Genomic DNA, 16,130 nt, shown 5'->3' with positions numbered 1-16,130 from the left:
CTAGCGACTGAGATTCTTCGATACCGTCTGCGCCATCTCATCCGACGCCTGGATGACCTTGGCATTCATCTCATAGGCGCGCTGCGCCGAGATCAACTCGGTGATTTCCTTGACGGGATCGACGTTCGAGGCCTCGAGATACTGCTGGTTGATCTTGCCGTAGCCGGCATCGCCGGGGAGACCGACGACCGGCGCACCTGATGCCGTGGTCTCGCGATAGAGATTGCTGCCCAGCGGCTCGAGGCCCGCCTCGTTGGCGAAATTGGCAAGGTTGAGCTGGCCGATCTGACGCGGATTGACTTCCGCGTCCAGCTTGGCGAACACCTGCCCGGTCTGGTTGACGGTGACCTGCACCGTTCCCTGCGGCACCGTGATGTTGGGATCCAGCAAATAGCCGTCCATCGTCACCAGCTGGCCGGTGGCGTTGGTGTTGAACGAGCCCGCGCGGGTGTACTGCACCTCGTTGTTCGGGCCGAGCACCTGAAACCAGCCGCGACCGTTGATCGCGAGGTCATATGGGTTGCCGGTCTGCGTAAGCGCGCCCTGGATGTGCAGCTTGCGGATTGCGGCCGACTTGACGCCGAGACCGAGATTCGCGCCTTCCGGGATCGGCGAGGCGCCGTTGACGTTCGCAACACCCTGCATGCGGTCCATCTGGTAGAACAGATCGGTGAATTCCGCACGTGCACGCTTGAACGACGTGGTGTTGATGTTGGCGATGTTGTTCGCGATGACTTCGATATTGGTCTGCTGGGCATTCATGCCCGTAGCCGCGATGGCGAGTGATTTCACAGCGTGATTCCTTCAGATCAAATCGACATACGAACGACTTCTTGGTAGGCCTGCACGACCTTGTCGCGGACCGCGACCGCGGTCTGCAAAGCCTGCTCGGCCGACATCAGCGCCTCGACAACTTTCCGCGTCGACTCCTTGCCCTGTATCGCCGAGATCGACGCGCTCTCGCCGGCCTTCAGCGTGCCGATCGCGTCCGTGGTCACCTGCTTCATCACGGAGTCGAAGCCAACGTCGTCGCCGGCCTGAACCGGGGACGTCGCACTGGGCGCAACGGTCTGCGTCTCGGTGATGCGGGATGCCGCCTGCCCCGCGGTGATCGCAGTGGATGAAATCGCCTCTAGCATTGTCAGCTCCTCAGAAGATCGATGGTCATGCCGAGCATCGATCTCACCTGCTTCACGACCTGGAGATTGGCTTCATAGGACCGGTTGACTTCCCGCATGTCCGCCATCTCGATCATCATGTTGACGTTCGGCATCTTCACGTAGCCGGCCTTGTCGGCCGCGGGATGGCCCGGATCGTACTCGACACGGTAGGGCGTGGTGTCGACCCCGATCTCCTTGACCTTCGCCAGCTGCGTGCCCGAGGCACGATCCATTGCGGCATCGAAAGTGATTGTCTTGCGCTGATACGGATCTGCACCGGCGGTGCGCCCGGTCGAGCTCGCATTCGCGAGATTTTCCGAGACAACCCGCATGCGCGACGACTGCGCTTCGAGGCCGGAGCTTGCGACCGTCAATGAAGCCTGTAGAGCGTCCAGCATGTCAGTTCACCTCAGGTCTTCGCACTGGTCAGGATCATGCGATTGAACGAGCGCACGATCGCCGAGTTCATCGAATAGTCGCGATTGACGTCGCTGCCCTTGATCATTTCCTGCTCGAGGCTGACCGAGTTGCCGGAGTGGACGACATCCCAGCTATCCTTCTTCGCGGTTGCTCGCGTGTCGGTTTCGGCCGGGGAAAGCTGCATATGCGTGGGCGACGTCGTCGCGAGCCTGACCGGCATTCCGTCAAGCACCTTGTTGAACGGCTCGACGTCGCGCGCCTTGAAACCCGGCGTATTGGCGTTGGCGACGTTGGTGGCGATGGTCGACTGACGAAGCTCGAGCCAGCGTGCCTGCGACGATGCGAGCTCGAAGAGAAAAAGCGGTCCCACGACAGCCCCATTTATGATTCATTGGAGAGAACCCTAGGGCGTTAAGCTTTCGTCAAGCTGTTGCGCGAAGCACCATCCTGGTCAGTCTACTGAACCTTCTCGGGCCGCGGCGTTTGCTTCGACTGCAGGAAGTAGATGATCTCGGCAACCGGGCGGAAGAACTCGGCAGGGATGACCTGATCGACCTGCACCGCTTCGTAGAGCGCGCGCGCGAGAGCCTTGTTCTCGATCACCGGGATCCTGTTCTGCTCGGCGGCCTCGCGGATCTTCAGCGCGATCACGTCCATGCCCTTGGCCACCACGAGAGGGGCCGGGTTTTCGTCGCGGTTGTAGCGCAATGCGATTGCAAAGTGCGTCGGGTTCGCGATCACCAGCGTCGCGCGCGGCACGGAGGCGATCATGCGTTGGCGCGAGCGGTCGCGCGCGAGCGAGCGCAGGCGCGCCTTGATCAGCGGATCGCCCTCGGCCTGCTTGTGCTCGTCCTTGATCTCCTGCTTGGTCATGCGCAGCTCGCGCCGCCAGCGGAACCGCGCCCAGGCGAGATCGATCGCGACCAGCACGATCGTCGCGATGCAGATCGCCGATACGATCCGCATCGCGATGGTGAGGATCATCTCCGGCAGCGCGACGGGATCGGTATACATCGCCTCGAACGCCCTTGCCTCCGACGATCGCAGCACGAAGCAGACGACGGCGGTCACCGAGGCGAGCTTGAACACCGACTTGGCGAACTCCACGAGGCCCTGCGTTCCGAAAATGCGGCTCCAGCCGCTGGCGGGCGAGATTCGGGAGACGTCGGGCAAGATGCGCTGCAGCACCAACCGCGGCGCGTTTTGCAGCAGCGACGCGGCGAGCCCGAACACCGCGATGATCACGACCAGCGGCACCAGGAATCGCAGCGCCTCGAGGCCTACCACGGTGATAAGATTCAGTGCGTCCGCCGCGGTGCTGAGCGGGAAGCCGTCGGGTTCGTCGATAAAGCTCTTCAAGGTCGGCGTCAGTCGCTGCACGCCCTGGCCGATCAGGAACGCCTGAATCACCATCAGCGCCGCCATGGTCGCGAGAATAGACGCCTCCCGAGAGACCGGAATATTGCCCTGTTCGAGCGCATCGCGGACTTTCTTCTCGGTCGGCTCTTCTGTTTTGCTCTCCTGGTCGGATGTCTCTGCCATGCCAGTTCAGCGGTCAGCGGAAGACCAGCTCATCGTCCTGGTCGGGATTGAGCTCGATTTCACCCTTCTCGGCGAGGTCGAGGGCGAGGTCGGTGATGACGCGGCGCGCCTCCAGCACGTCGCGCTGGTTCGACGGCTCGCCGATCGCGAGCTCGTGCTCGACGACGCGACGGACGCGCGAGGCGACCGCGGACAGGATCAGTTCGCGGAAGTGCTTGTCGGTGCCCTTCAGCGCGACGACGATACGATCGGTCGGCACCTGGTCGAAGATCATGGTGCGCGCCTTCGGCGCCAGGTTGACGACGTCGTCGAAGGTGAATAGCAGCTCCTTCAGCACTTCGGCAGACTTCGGCCGCTTCTCCGACAGGCTCTTCAGCATGTCCTCGATATGACCACGCTCCATCTTGTTGATGATGTCGGCGACGCGGGCGTAGGTGTCGGCGCCGAGGTTGCGGGCGAAATTGAGCGTCAGGTCTTCGTGCAGCGTCTTCTCGAGGACCTTCATCGCGTCGTCGACGATCGGCTTGAGGCTGAGCACGCGCCGCATCAGCTCGTTGCGCAAGCTCGACGGCAACTGGCTCATCACCTTGGCGGCGCAGGACGGCTTGACCTTGGACAGGATCAGCGCCGCGGTCTGCGGATGCTCCTTGGAGAGGTAGGTCGCCAGCGAGTTTTCCGAGACCGACGAGACGCGGTCCCACACCGACCGGCTCGAATTGCCGAGCAGGTCCGACATGATCGCCGAGACCTGGTCGGCGGGAAGCACGTCGCCGAGCACGGCTTCGAGGCCACCGAGGGTGCCGAGAATGTTGGCGCCCATCGAGAACTGCTGGGCGAACTCCTCGACGATCGACTCGAGTTCCTGCGCCGTAATCGGCCGCAGCTCAGCCGCGGCCTTGGTGACGATCCGGATATCCTGCGGCTCGAATTGCGCGAGCACGCTCGCGGCCGCCTGCCGGCCCATGGCCAACAGGAGCGCCGCGACCTTTTCCGTTCCGCCCAGCGTGGCAACGCCTCGCTGCTTGATGGGAGCGATGCCGACCTGTGCCGCCATGGTCAGGAATCACCCTGCCCCAGAGGTCCGACGATCTCGGTCAGCGAGACACCGAAGCGCGAATTGTCCTCTTCGACGACGACCACCTCGCCGCGGGCCACGACGCGGCCGTTGACCACGACGTCGACGGGCTCGCCGACGCGGTGATCCAGCGGAACCACGGCGCCGCGGCCGAGCTTCATCAGATTCGCCACAGGGATGGTCGCCGATCCCAGCACCACCTGCATGGTGACGGGAATGCGCAGGATGGCATCGACATTGGCGAACTTGCCGGCCTCCTCCGCAGTGCGCGCGGCGATCTCCGCCAGCCGCTCCAGCGGAGACGTCTCGGCATCATCGGATGCGGGTGCTGACTCGTAGTCGAAGGATTGCGCCATTTGTTATCGCCTCTTGGTATTTCCGCTCCCGGAGCGCCGCGACGTTCCGATCTGTCCGTTCAGCCGGCCCCAGCCCTAGTGCTTGTTGACCTCGGCGCCGTTCGCGGTCGCAGCGGGCTGCAGCCCGGTCCGCGCGTCGAGCGCCGCAATCACCTCGTGAGCCTGGTCGATCTTCGTGCTCAGCACGCTGGCGAGCCGGCCGAGATTTGCCGTGGAATCATGCGCCGCGGTGATCACAGTATCGAACGCGCCCGCGGTCTCGTGGACGATGGTCGAGAACTCGCCCTGATAGTTGCGCAGCCGCGCCAGCTCGCGGTGCATCCGGGTCACCCGCATGCTGGTGAACGCCAGCGCAATCAGCAGCACGGCATCAACGAGATAGGATATCATCGACGAACTCCCGCTTCTGATCGACGGGATCTGCCACCTGCATGGCGTAGTAGCCATCAAGCTGGCCGATCTGGCACCAGAACAGCACCTGGTTGTTGCTCTCGAGCCGCGCCAGCGTGCGCGGCGTGGCTTCGAGCTCGAGCACCTGTCCGACCTTGAACTTCACGACGTCCTCAAGGGAGATCATCTTCTCGTCGAGCACCGCGCTCAGCGTCACTTCGGTGCGGTGAACCTCGCTTTCCATCTGCTCGCGCCAGCGCGGGTCGGCCGCGCGACCGTCGCTGACGACGACGTGGGCGAGCTTCTGCCGCAGCGGGTTGAGCGCGGAGTGCGGGACGATCAGGAACATCTGACCGCCGCGGTAGAGCGCCTGCAGCATGATGTTCGCGCAGATCGACATGTTGCCGCTCCGCCCGATCGCCAGCGACGCCATGGCGGTCTCGACCCGCTCGACGCGGAAGGTGACGTTGGAGGTGCCGGCGAAGGCTGTTTGCAGCGCCTTGGCGAACCGCTCGAACAGCGCCTGGACCAGGCGAATCTCGATGTTCGAGAACGAACGCTCGACGTCGAGCGGCGGCTCGGCGCCATCGGAGCCGAACATCGCCTCCACCATGGTGAACACGAAATCGCGGTCGAGCACGATGATGACGCGGGAGTCCCACTGCTCGGCGTAGAGCACGGCGGCGACCGCGTTGCCCTCGTAGTCCTTGATGATGTCGCCGACGCGATCGTTGACGATGCCGTTGACCGAGAAATAGCACGGTGTTCCTGCCATCGGCTGCAGGCTGTCCGTGCACGATGCTGCCATGCGATCGAAGATCACATTGAGCATCGGCATGCGTTCGATCGAAATGCCGGCTGCATCCAGCAGGTAGTTCGGCAGCTGCTTCCGCTGATCGATCTCGACGTCCTCCATCGTCATGCGCGTGCAACCTTGGGTTCAGCTTCGGTCACGACGGCCTTGGGACCTGCGATCGTCTCGTTCTCGACGACGTCGATCGACGGCCGCTCGCTGCTCGCGATCATCTTGCGGCCGTGCTCGACGGCGATCTGCGGCATGGCGCCGTTCATGAACGCCAGCAGCGTCTGCTTGACGATGATATAGGGCCGGCACTTCTTCTCGCGCGTCATCTTGATCTTCAGCGCGAAGGGCGAAATGATGCCGTAAGACAGGAAGATGCCGGCGAAGGTGCCGACCAGCGCCGCGCCGATGAAGCCGCCGAGCAGCTTCGGCGACTGGTCGAGCGCGCCCATGGCCTTGATGACGCCGAGCACGGCGGCGACGATGCCGAGCGCCGGCAGCGCCTCGGACACCACCACCAGCGCGTGATAGGGCGTCAACTTGCTCTTCACGATGGTGTGGATCTCCTCGTCCATCAGCGCCTCGATCTCATGCGTGCGCGCATTGCCCATGATGATGAGGCGAACATAGTCGCAGATGAACTGGAGCAGGGACGCGTCGCCGAGCACGCTCGGGAACGCCTTGAAGATCTCCGAGGCCGAAGGATCGTCGATATGCGCCTCGACCTCGTTACGGCCCTTGCCGCGCAGCTCGCGCATCAGCGCATGGAGCGCCCCGAGCAGATCGAGATAATAGCGTTCGCCCGGCACCGCTCCGGTGATGGCCTGCACGCAGGCCACCCCGGTGTCCACGACCGTCTTCCACGGATTGGCCACGATGAAGGTGCCGACCGCGGTGCCCAAGATGATCACGAATTCCCATGGCTGCATCAGCACGGCCAGATGGCCGCCCATGGCGGCAAATCCGCCGAGCAGTGCTGCCACCGTGATGAAAATCCCCACGAAACTGAGCAACGCGCCACTCCATCGCCGATCACATCGGGAATATCTAGTCGGCGACGCTTGCGCGAAGCTGGCTTCGGCATGGCCAGCCCCACGCAAGCAATTCGCGGCAGCTTGAGGCGATGTCGCAATAGCGGCCAAAGGGGCGCGTGCCATGCTATCCACGATCGCGGATTACACCAGACTGACCAAGGACATGAGCAAGTCGCTCACGCAGGTCGCGGATGAACCGGACGTGAGCCGCGACACCGACTACTTTCTGAGCCATATCGGCAATGTGAAGACGATCGACGACTTCCTGGGCGACTATCGGCTCTACTCCTACGCGATGAAGGCCTATGGCCTCAGCGACATGACCTATGCCAAGGCCTTCATGCGCAAGGTGCTGACCGAGGGCGTCTCGGCCAAGGACGCCTTCGCCAACCAGCTCAGCGACAGCCGCTACAAGGAATTCGCCACGGCCTTCAATTTCGCCGCCAATGGCGCCAACGCGACCTCGACGACCGCGGCCACGACCGGCACGGCGACCCAATACGTCACGCAGACGATGGAGCAGAACGCCGGCGACCAGAACGAGGGCCTGCGGCTTGCGCTCTACTTCACGCGCAAGGCCTCCTCGATCACGAGCCCCTACCAGATCCTCGCCGACAAGGCGCTGACCCAGGTGGTGCAGACCGCAATGGGATGGTCGCCGACGATCTCTTCGTCCGATATCGACATGCAGGCCAAGATGATCACGGACAAGATCAATCTCACCGATTTCCAGGACTCGACCAAGGTCACCAAATTCGTGCAGCGCTTCGCCGCGATGTGGGACGCGACGCAGGCCCAGAGCGACACCTCGACCAACCCCGCACTGGTCCTGATCACCGGCGCGTCGACGTCGTCGGCCAGCATGGACGCCGGCTTGCTCACGACACTTCAGAACATCAAGTTCAACAGGTAAACCATGCAATCGGCTCTTTATGTGGGATTGTCGGCGCAGGTCGCGCTCGAGAAGCGCCTCCAGACGATCGCCAACAACGTCGCCAACGTCAACACGTCCGGCTTTCGCACCGACGTGGTGAAATTCGAGACGGTGTTGTCGAAGGCCGCCGCGAATCCGGTCGCGTTCTCCTCGCCCGGCGAGAATATCATCTCGCGCGAGCAAGGCAGCATTACCGAGACCGGCAACCCGCTCGACGTCGCCGTGGTCGGACAGGGCTGGATCGCCTTCGCCGGCCCCAACGGCACGGTCTATACCCGCGACGGCCGGCTCCAGATCGCCGCCAACGGCGACCTTCAGACGGTGTCGGGCTTCCCCGTCATCGATTCCGGCGGTGCGCAGATCTCGCTCGACCCGAACGGCGGGCCGGTCTCGATCTCGCGTAGCGGCGCGATCACCCAGGACAACAATGAGATCGGCACCATCGGCCTGTTCAGCATTCCGGCCGATGCCGATCTCGACCGGTACGGCAATTCCGGCGTCACGCCAGACCGTCCCGCGACCGCCATCGGCGATTTCAGCCGGGACGGCTTCAAGCAGGGCTATGTCGAGGGCTCCAGCGCCAACCCCATGATGGAATTGACAAAGCTGATGTCGGCCTCGCGCGCCTTCGACAGCACCAACTCGCTGATCGAGGGCACGGAGAGCACGCTCCGGAACGCAATTCAGACGCTGGGCGACCCCAGCAAGTAGGCTGCGCGTCGCGCGTAATTTGGGTGGACGGTTTCCTTGAACGCTCTTCGTCAACTTGAGTGGGCGCTGCTCGAGCTCCAGCAGAGTACGCCGCTGGCAAGCGTCAGCGGCGCGGTCTCCGAGATCGCGCCGACGCATTTCCGCGTCTCCGGCCTGTCGCGCGCCGTCAAGCTCGGCGAGCTGATCGGTGTCAATTCCGGGGGCAAGCCCCAGATCGGCGAGGTGGTGCGGATCGACAGCGACGGCATCGTCGCAAAGCCGTTCGACCGGCAATTCGCCGGAGGGCTCGGCTCGGTCGCCTACCGCATGCCGGCATTGTCGTTCGCGCCGGATCCGAGCTGGAAGGGACGCGTTATCAATGCGCTCGGCGCTCCGCTGGACGGAATGGGCCCGCTCACCCCGGGATCGCGGGCGGTCTCGGCGGAGAGGGAAGCGCCGCCGGCGATGAATCGGGCGCGCGTCCACAAGCCGCTGCGCACCGGCGTCCGTGTCATCGACCTGTTTGCGCCGATCTGCGCCGGCCAGCGCGTCGGCATCTTTGCCGGCTCCGGCGTCGGCAAATCGACACTGCTCGCGATGCTCGCCCGCAGCCAGGGTTTTGATACGGTCGTGCTGGCGCTGGTCGGCGAGCGCGGCCGCGAGGTGCGCGAATTCATCGAGGACGTGCTCGGCAACGACCGTAACCGCTCCGTCACCATTGTATCGACCGGCGATGAAAGCCCGATGATGCGGCGGCTGGCGCCGAAGACGGCGATGGCCGTGGCCGAATACTTCCGCGACCGCGGCGAATCGGTGCTGCTCGTGGTCGATTCCATCACCCGATTCGCCCATGCTTCCCGCGAGGTCGCGCTTGCAGCCGGCGAGCCCGCAGTGGCCCGCGGCTATGCCCCGACAGTCTTCACCGACCTGCCGCGCCTGCTGGAGCGTGCCGGGCCCGGCGAGGAGGGCTCCGGCACCATCACCGGCATCTTCTCCGTGCTGGTCGACGGCGACGACCATAACGAGCCGATCGCCGACACCATCCGCAGCACACTGGACGGGCACATCGTGCTCTCCAGGCACATTGCGGACCAGGCGCGCTATCCCGCCGTGGATGTGCTGGCCTCGGTCTCCCGTCTCGCCCACAACGTCTGGGACCCCGAGGAGCGCGAATTGGTGAGCAAATTGCGCACCCTGATCGCCAAATACGAGGACACCCGCGACCTTCGCCTGATGGGCGGATACCAATCGGGACGTGATTCGGGGCTAGACCAGGCCGTCGACATGGTTCCGAGGATCTACAACGCGATGCGGCAGGACGCCTCGGCGTCCCCAAGCGGCGATCCGTTCCGCGAGCTCAGGGACATGCTCAAGGGCGACTAATCAGGGGAGACGGCGCGCTTCGCGCCTGCGCTCTCGCCCTGCTCGTGGTTCTCGACAGTCGATCGCGCATGGCGCCCCGCTTCCGGCGCATGCGCATGCATCGCCGCCACTGGCCTGGGCATCAACCATCCGGATGAGCAGCGCGGGCAGCGGCGAAAGCGACCGAACGCATGATTCTGCGATCACGGCCGAGACAACCGGCGCGTGCATTCCTTCCGAGTTCCCCTGGCGATTCTCCCGGCCCCATCGCACAAGCCTGTGGATGACATGCCGATGCACATCGTCGTCATGCACAAGCTTCGATCAATTTGCATCAACGACGAACAACAACATGCCGTGCAATTAAACCGTCGTATAGTTGCGTGCATGCTGCCTGCGGAGCAACGTATTGTGTTCACTATCATGTGTCCCGAACAGCGAGATTGTCTTGAACGTTACATTCGCCTGCAGCGACATCCGGTCTTCACGAGTGTCTGTACTTGATTTTGTTGATAAGCTCATTCATCGTTTCGGTGGAACATAAGAAACGTCTGCGTGTGACTTGAACTCAGGGGCTTCGGTTGTACAACTCCGATCCATCGTCCGGCAGTGACGGCAGCTCGGGCCTGCGTTCGACGACTCTGCAGTTGGCATGCCGTCGGCAGCAGCGTTTCTCGCGCAGTATCCTGCCGTGCTCATCAGTCCAGGTCATGTGGGACTCTCGCGAGACATTCGTGCGCCATGGTGGAAAGCGGCTTCGGGGCGCCGCACACGCGATTCCCGGGGCGAGGTAGGAATTTATGCCGTTGGCACGCGAGGCCGTCGAGCTGCTGGTTCAGGCGGCCAGAGCCTGGTACTTCGAAGGAAATCAACACGGGTTGCGCGATCGGGAATGGATGGCGCTGCGCTTCCTCGGCCGCGCCAATCGCTTCTCGCGCACGCCATCCGCGCTCGCCGGCTTCATCGGCGCGACCAGGGCGACCGCATCGCAGATCGTGAAGACGCTGGAAAGCAAATCCCTCCTGGTGCGGAAACCGTCGCAGGAAGACAAGCGTTCTGTCGTGCTCCACGTCACCGCGCAGGGCGAGAAATGCCTGAGCCAGCACGATCCGATCAATCACGTCGTCAATGCGGTCAGGGCACTCGAGACCGACGATCGCCTTCACCTGCGCGACTCGCTGCGCGAGGTTCTCAATCATCTCGACGCAGCCCATCAGCGGCTCGATGCCAGCATCTGCCGCGATTGCATGTTCCTGGCCGAGCGCAGCCCCGGCACAGGCAAGGGACGCGCCACCGCCGAGTTCATGTGCCGGCTGTATCGCGCGCCCGTCTCACTCGAGGAGACGGAGCTGCTCTGCACCAGCTTCGAGCGCACCCGTGACCGCCCCAAGATCGAGGAGCATCTCGATCGCGCGCGGGTGGCAAGCCGGAGTTGAGGCAGCCGCGCGCGGCTACACACCGTCATTGCGAGCGCAGCGAAGCGATCCGGAATTCCTCCGCGGAAAGACTCTGGATTGCTTCGCTGCGCTCGCAATGACGGAGTATGAGGCAACAGCTTTGCTCTTCCGGTTCGCATTTTGAATCGCAGATACGCCTTCGCGTCCTCGCGGCTGATTTCGCCCGAGCTTTGCTTCGTCGCGCCCCCTCTTGTCCGAGAGGGCGCAGGGAAGGCCGGGTGCTGACCTCGCACCCGCGGTCTGCTGCGCGAATGTGTAGCGCAGGAAAACCGCACAGCAGCATACAGGTGGCGCCAATCACTCGGCCTTCCCTGCGCAGTGGTTTGACGGCTTATGCCGTGCTCTCCCGGGAGCCGAGTTCGTTCTGGCCTCCCTCGCCTCGCAGATTAGCGATGCGGTTGACCCGGTTGGGCGCTCCACATCTCCGCGAAAGCTTGGCCGTAGCGACGACGGCCAGGACCACACGGTTTTGCCGTACGCACGGCTCGCCATTTCGCCGCAGTTTTCCCGGCCCTGTCGACGGAGCCGGAAACTTACAGACGAGACGAACCTGACAGCGCCGCTCGTCGGCACGCGGTTTCGGGCTCACAGGGACTACCCGCCCTGCCCGCACCTCTCACGCCCAACGCTGCCCGCGTCCACCGCAAGCCCGGCTCGCAACCAAGACGACACGAGATCGCCCCTCAAGGATGAGCCGGGATGCCCAACACATACGCCATTTCCGAATTTCGGTAAAGTGGAATATTTTCGCCAGCGCGGATTGACAGCTCCTGCAGGTGTTTTGCCCGTCGGGCGCCGTTACTGCGCGCCCGATCCGCCCTGCACGATCTTTTCGTTCAGCTTCTGATCGACGGTATCGACCGTGCGGTCGATCTCGGCATTGGGCGCGCCGATCTGATGCGAGATCAGCTTCACCAGAAGGTCGACGCGCTCGATAAATGGCGCACCGCCGGCCACGGCCCGCGCTGCCGACGACGGCTTGAGCAGGCTTTCGGCGGCCTTGGCGTATTTCGCGAACGGCACCTGGTCCTGCGGATCGGCGCCGAGGCGGCGCGCGATGGCGTCGACATGGTCGTAGATCGTCTGCGAGCGCGCGAGGTCGCCGTGCACGGCGTCGCGGATCGACTGCGGCTCGTGCGGGGTGATGCAGCGGTAATTGCCGGTGAGCAGCATCGACCATTTCGCCAGCGGCACGAACAGGGACTCGAACACTTTCAGCTTCACCGGCACGTCATGACCGTCGAGCCTCACCGCGTCGATATCGGCCTCGAGCTCGCGCAGCACCTTGTTGTGCGCCTCGTCGGCGAAGGCCGAGGCCTTGAAATTCGTGGGCAGGCCAACATGCAGCACGTTCGCCGCCTCTTCCGGCGGACGGAAGGCCTGCGGATCGGGCGAGCACAGCGTCACGAGCCCCGGCTCGAACCGCTCCCACACCAGCGCATTGGTGTAGGCCTCCTCGAGATCCATGTCGGCGAGCGCCGGAATGCGCTTGAGATAAGGCAGCGGCGGCATGTTCATGATCGAGAGGCACGGCAGCTTCGCCGCGGCGATCTTGATCATGAGCATGCGGACCGTGTGGTTGGTGTATTGCGGCTCCTGCATCGCCAGGCCGACGAGATCGTAGCGGGAGACGTCGACATTCTGCGGCGTTACCGCGTCGAGCTTGCCGGGCAGGTCGCGCGAGAAGATCGCGCGGTGCACGGCCTCGTCGCGCAGCTTGATACGCACCTCGGTACCGTCGCGGTTGATCAGCTCGGCGGTCTTGGCGCGGCAGACCAGGGTCACGTTGTGCCCGGCCATCAGCAGCTTGGTGCCCAGCAGGGAGCCGTAAGAAGCTCCCAGAATCAGAACGTTACGCGCCATGTTCACCCCTCGAGAACTTGTGCGATTTTTGCGCCCCATTCGCGGGCGAGTTGGCGGCATGTAAGGCAAACCGGCCGGGGATGGCAACTGGGATATTGCATACAAGGACGCGCCGATTATTCCGTCTCCCGGACGAGACGGCGGCGCGGTTCCTCTGAAGCGACTTTCCGTTTTACCGGAATCAGGAGTCCTCGACGATTCGGCTCCCGCCCCGGACCGCACTTCCACGGCTTTCGAATCCCGACTGAAATCCGACGTGGGCAACGCGGGATGATTCGTCCTGTTTCGCTCGACGCATCCCGATCCGATTGATAAGCCCCTGTCCGCGAATGGAAGGGCCTGAGTCGGGATATGACGGTTGCGATCGAGATGGGGCTGACCACGGCGGGCGCTGTGGCGGCCATGGACCTCGAGGAACTCCTGGCGACCCGTCTCCTGGTGCAGGGCAATTCGGGCTCCGGCAAGTCGCATCTGTTGCGGCGCCTGCTCGAGCAGAGCGCGCCCTGGGTGCAGCAGGCCATCATCGACCCCGAAGGCGATTTCGTCACGCTGGCCGAGCGCTTCGGCCATCTGGTGATCGAGGCCGAGGATCACACCGAGCGCGGCCTTCAGGTCGCGGGCGAACGCGCCCGGCTGCATAGGGTCTCCACCGTGCTCAATCTCGAAGGACTGGATGCCGAGAACCAGATGCGGCGCGCGGCTGCCTTCCTCGGTGGCCTGTTCGACGTCGAGCGCGACCATTGGTACCCGATGCTGGTAGTGGTCGACGAGGCGCAGCTGTTTGCGCCGGCCGTCGCGGGCGAAGTGTCGGACGAGGCGCGAAAACTCTCGCTTGGCGCCATGACCAATCTGATGTGCCGCGGCCGCAAGCGCGGGCTCGCCGGCATCATCGCCACGCAACGGCTGGCAAAGCTCGCCAAGAATGTCGCGGCCGAAGCCTCGAACTTCCTGATGGGCCGGACCTTCCTCGACATCGACATGGCGCGCGCCGCCGATCTGCTCGGCATGGAGCGGCGGCAGGCTGAAGCCTTCCGCGATCTCGAGCGCGGACAATTCATGGCGCTCGGACCTGCGCTGTCGCGCCGTCCGCTACGGCTGAACATCGGCCCGACCGCGACCTCCCCGCGCAATTCGACGCCGCGGCTGCTGCCGATGCCCGAAGCGGCGCTGGAGGATGCCCGCGCCGTGATCCTGGCCGCGCCGCCGCCCGATGCCAGCCGCCCGCAGCGTCGCCCTGCGCCCGATCTGCTCGAGCAGCTCCGTGCGGCCAAGGCAGCAGCGCCCGAAGTCCGCCCCGAGGTGGTCGAGGTCCTGGTCAGTGCCGAAGAGGTCGCGGACCGGCGCGAGCGGGTGGATCGGACGCTGCGCGCCGTGCTGGCTGCGCCCGATGCCGGCTTCCGCGCCATCGGCGTGCTCTATCAGGAATTCGTGGTCCGCTGCCGCATCGAGGGCCTCGGCGCATCCGTCCCCGACCTCGGCGAATTCCGCCGCATGCTGACGCATGCGCGCGCAGGCCTCGGCACAGACATCGCCGAGGACGATGCCTGGCAGGAGGTGACGCTGCGCGCCTCGATCCTGCCCGACGACATGCAGGGCGTGTTCATGATGATTGCCCGCGCCGCCAAGGAAGGCTGGCCCTGCCCCGGCGATGCCGCGATCGCGCGGGCCTATGGCTCGCATTCGCTGCGCCGGGCCCAGCGCCTGCTCGGCTACATGGAGGAGCAGGGCCTGATCGTCGTCCAGCTCGACGGCGGCGGACGCAGGTTCGTGACGCTGGTGGAATTGGCCTGGGCGACCGCCCCGGGCGATCCCAATGGCGATGATCTGCCGGTGGAGCCGATGCCGAGCGCGGCTTCGCTCTAAGCCGACGAATTCAGGGACACCTCGTCACTTACGCCGCCTCGGTCGCATCGGGCAAACGGCGCGCCTGATCCGCGAACATGCGGCGGTAGAGCAGGCTTGAGACGAGCCAGGCGAGCGCGAACAGCGCGATCACCGCGAAGCCCACATTCGCGAGCGAGTCGTTGAGGGCATCGACCAGTGCCCACACGCCGCCGTTAAGTCCAAGTCGATCGGCGATCAAACCAAGCGCCTCGATACCGCCGATGAACAGCGCGACCGCGACGGACGCGCCGGTGATGGTGAGGTTGTACCAGAGCTTTCGCATGGGATCGACGAAGGCCCAGCGATAGGCGCTCACCATCAGCGCGGAGTCGGCGGTGTCGACCAGCGCCATGCCCGACGCGAACAGCGCGGGGAAGACCAGGATATCGGCGAGCGACGCGCCGCGCGCGGCTTCGGTGGCGGAGATGCTGAGCAGGCCGATCTCGGTCGCGGTGTCGAAGCCGAGCCCGAACAGCAATCCGAGCGGGAACATGTGCCAGGGTCTTGTCACCAGGCGGAACATCGGGCCGAGCAGGCGGGCGAGAAAGCCGCGATTCGCCAACAGCGCGTCGAGCTGGCCTGCGTCATGGACGCCATACGCGCGAGCGATCCGAAATGTCCGCCACAGGCCGGCAAAGATGACAAAATTGATGGCTGCGATGACGAGCAGGAACAGCGCCGACACCGAGGTGCCGATCAGGCTGCCGAGATCCCTAAGCAGGCTATCGCCACCGAGGCTGACCACGCCGAGCGCGAGCAGCACGGTCGCGATCACAACAACAGTGGAATGGCCGAGCGCGAAATAGAGGCCAGCGCTGCGCGGCGTATCGCCTGTCTGCATCAGCTTGCGGACGACGTTGTCGATGGCGGCGATGTGGTCGGCGTCAACGGCGTGGCGCAGGCCGAACACCCATGCCAGCAGCGCGGTCGCCATCACCGCGGGCCGGTCCGCGAACAAGGCGAAAGCCCAGGCCCATGCGGCAACGTTGGCGGCGACGAGCCCGCCGAACAGCAGCACGGTGGCGGGCTCGACCGCTCGCAAAGACCATCTCGTCACCGAACTCATCCCGCCGCGCGCCTCATTGCGTCAACGGTATGATCTTTTCATAGAATGATCATACGGACCAATGCAATCCCGTGCGATCGGGCCGATTTTCGTGC

Annotated in this window: 17 protein-coding genes; 5 read left to right on the top strand and 12 right to left on the bottom strand. The window is 64.3% G+C overall.

Annotated features, from left to right (window positions below; genetic code table 11):
• The 10 genes from flgG to motA all read right to left on the bottom strand — a co-directional run bounded on the left by flgG (window position 1) and on the right by motA (window position 6,758).
• A complete protein-coding gene (gene flgG, locus ABIC09_RS06805; RefSeq protein ID WP_148749546.1) occupies window positions 1-792 on the bottom strand; it encodes a flagellar basal-body rod protein FlgG in 792 nt (263 codons plus the stop codon).
• Between the two features lie 17 nt (window positions 793-809).
• The gene (gene fliE / locus ABIC09_RS06800; protein ID WP_354108785.1) at window positions 810-1,139 is read right to left on the bottom strand and encodes a flagellar hook-basal body complex protein FliE; all 330 of its coding nucleotides are present in this window, start codon (window positions 1,137-1,139) and stop codon (window positions 810-812) included.
• A gap of 2 nt (window positions 1,140-1,141) precedes the next feature.
• A complete protein-coding gene (flgC, locus tag ABIC09_RS06795) occupies window positions 1,142-1,558 on the bottom strand; it encodes a flagellar basal body rod protein FlgC (RefSeq protein ID WP_148749548.1) in 417 nt (138 codons plus the stop codon).
• A gap of 11 nt (window positions 1,559-1,569) precedes the next feature.
• A complete protein-coding gene (flgB, locus tag ABIC09_RS06790; RefSeq protein ID WP_148749549.1) occupies window positions 1,570-1,950 on the bottom strand; it encodes a flagellar basal body rod protein FlgB in 381 nt (126 codons plus the stop codon).
• An 86-nt stretch (window positions 1,951-2,036) separates the two neighbouring features.
• Complete coding sequence (gene flhB / locus ABIC09_RS06785; protein WP_354108784.1) at window positions 2,037-3,122, bottom strand: flagellar biosynthesis protein FlhB; 1,086 nt, start codon at window positions 3,120-3,122, stop codon at window positions 2,037-2,039.
• A gap of 13 nt (window positions 3,123-3,135) precedes the next feature.
• Window positions 3,136-4,176 (bottom strand): flagellar motor switch protein FliG, encoded by a 1,041-nt coding sequence (locus ABIC09_RS06780; protein ID WP_148749551.1) that lies wholly within the window; start codon window positions 4,174-4,176, stop codon window positions 3,136-3,138.
• 2 nt (window positions 4,177-4,178) lie between these two features.
• Complete coding sequence (gene fliN / locus ABIC09_RS06775; RefSeq protein WP_354033115.1) at window positions 4,179-4,553, bottom strand: flagellar motor switch protein FliN; 375 nt, start codon at window positions 4,551-4,553, stop codon at window positions 4,179-4,181.
• Between the two features lie 75 nt (window positions 4,554-4,628).
• Window positions 4,629-4,943: a hypothetical protein gene (locus ABIC09_RS06770; protein WP_354033116.1), complete on the bottom strand. Its 315-nt coding sequence runs from the start codon at window positions 4,941-4,943 to the stop codon at window positions 4,629-4,631.
• Window positions 4,924-5,865: a flagellar motor switch protein FliM gene (locus ABIC09_RS06765; protein WP_148749554.1), complete on the bottom strand. Its 942-nt coding sequence runs from the start codon at window positions 5,863-5,865 to the stop codon at window positions 4,924-4,926. Before ABIC09_RS06765 ends, ABIC09_RS06770 begins: the two co-directional genes overlap by 20 nt.
• Complete coding sequence (gene motA / locus ABIC09_RS06760; RefSeq protein ID WP_354108783.1) at window positions 5,862-6,758, bottom strand: flagellar motor stator protein MotA; 897 nt, start codon at window positions 6,756-6,758, stop codon at window positions 5,862-5,864. The genes ABIC09_RS06765 and motA overlap by 4 nt, the downstream gene beginning before the upstream one ends.
• A 142-nt stretch (window positions 6,759-6,900) precedes the next feature.
• Between motA and ABIC09_RS06755 the strand changes: the two genes are divergently transcribed.
• The 4 genes from ABIC09_RS06755 to ABIC09_RS06740 all read left to right on the top strand — a co-directional run bounded on the left by ABIC09_RS06755 (window position 6,901) and on the right by ABIC09_RS06740 (window position 11,201).
• Entirely contained in the window at window positions 6,901-7,692 is a 792-nt protein-coding gene (locus ABIC09_RS06755) for a DUF1217 domain-containing protein (protein ID WP_354108782.1), read from the top strand.
• A 3-nt stretch (window positions 7,693-7,695) separates the two neighbouring features.
• Complete coding sequence (gene flgF, locus ABIC09_RS06750) at window positions 7,696-8,424, top strand: flagellar basal-body rod protein FlgF (protein ID WP_148749557.1); 729 nt, start codon at window positions 7,696-7,698, stop codon at window positions 8,422-8,424.
• A 36-nt stretch (window positions 8,425-8,460) separates the two neighbouring features.
• Complete coding sequence (gene fliI / locus ABIC09_RS06745; RefSeq protein ID WP_354108781.1) at window positions 8,461-9,786, top strand: flagellar protein export ATPase FliI; 1,326 nt, start codon at window positions 8,461-8,463, stop codon at window positions 9,784-9,786.
• Between the two features lie 779 nt (window positions 9,787-10,565).
• A complete protein-coding gene (locus tag ABIC09_RS06740) occupies window positions 10,566-11,201 on the top strand; it encodes a MarR family winged helix-turn-helix transcriptional regulator (RefSeq protein ID WP_148749559.1) in 636 nt (211 codons plus the stop codon).
• Window positions 11,202-12,020: 819 nt separating this feature from the next.
• Here ABIC09_RS06740 and ABIC09_RS06735 read toward each other — a convergent pair.
• Window positions 12,021-13,085 (bottom strand): ketopantoate reductase family protein, encoded by a 1,065-nt coding sequence (locus tag ABIC09_RS06735; protein ID WP_354108780.1) that lies wholly within the window; start codon window positions 13,083-13,085, stop codon window positions 12,021-12,023.
• Window positions 13,086-13,436: 351 nt separating this feature from the next.
• On the opposite strand from ABIC09_RS06735, the gene ABIC09_RS06730 reads away from it, so the two are divergent.
• Window positions 13,437-14,948, top strand: coding sequence for a helicase HerA domain-containing protein (locus ABIC09_RS06730; protein WP_354108779.1), 1,512 nt, complete (start codon window positions 13,437-13,439; stop codon window positions 14,946-14,948).
• Window positions 14,949-14,976: 28 nt separating this feature from the next.
• On the opposite strand, the gene ABIC09_RS06725 is transcribed toward ABIC09_RS06730, so the two are convergent.
• Window positions 14,977-16,035 carry a HoxN/HupN/NixA family nickel/cobalt transporter gene (locus tag ABIC09_RS06725; RefSeq protein WP_354108778.1) on the bottom strand — a complete coding sequence of 353 codons (1,059 nt, stop codon included), beginning with the start codon at window positions 16,033-16,035 and terminating at the stop codon, window positions 14,977-14,979.
• Between the last annotated feature and the right edge of the window lie 95 nt (window positions 16,036-16,130).

Source organism: Bradyrhizobium sp. S3.12.5 (assembly GCF_040548225.1).
GTDB lineage: Bacteria > Pseudomonadota > Alphaproteobacteria > Rhizobiales > Xanthobacteraceae > Bradyrhizobium > Bradyrhizobium cytisi.
The sequence above is the reverse complement of the archived record's forward strand: the minus strand, read 5'-3'. Positions and strand labels throughout refer to the sequence as shown.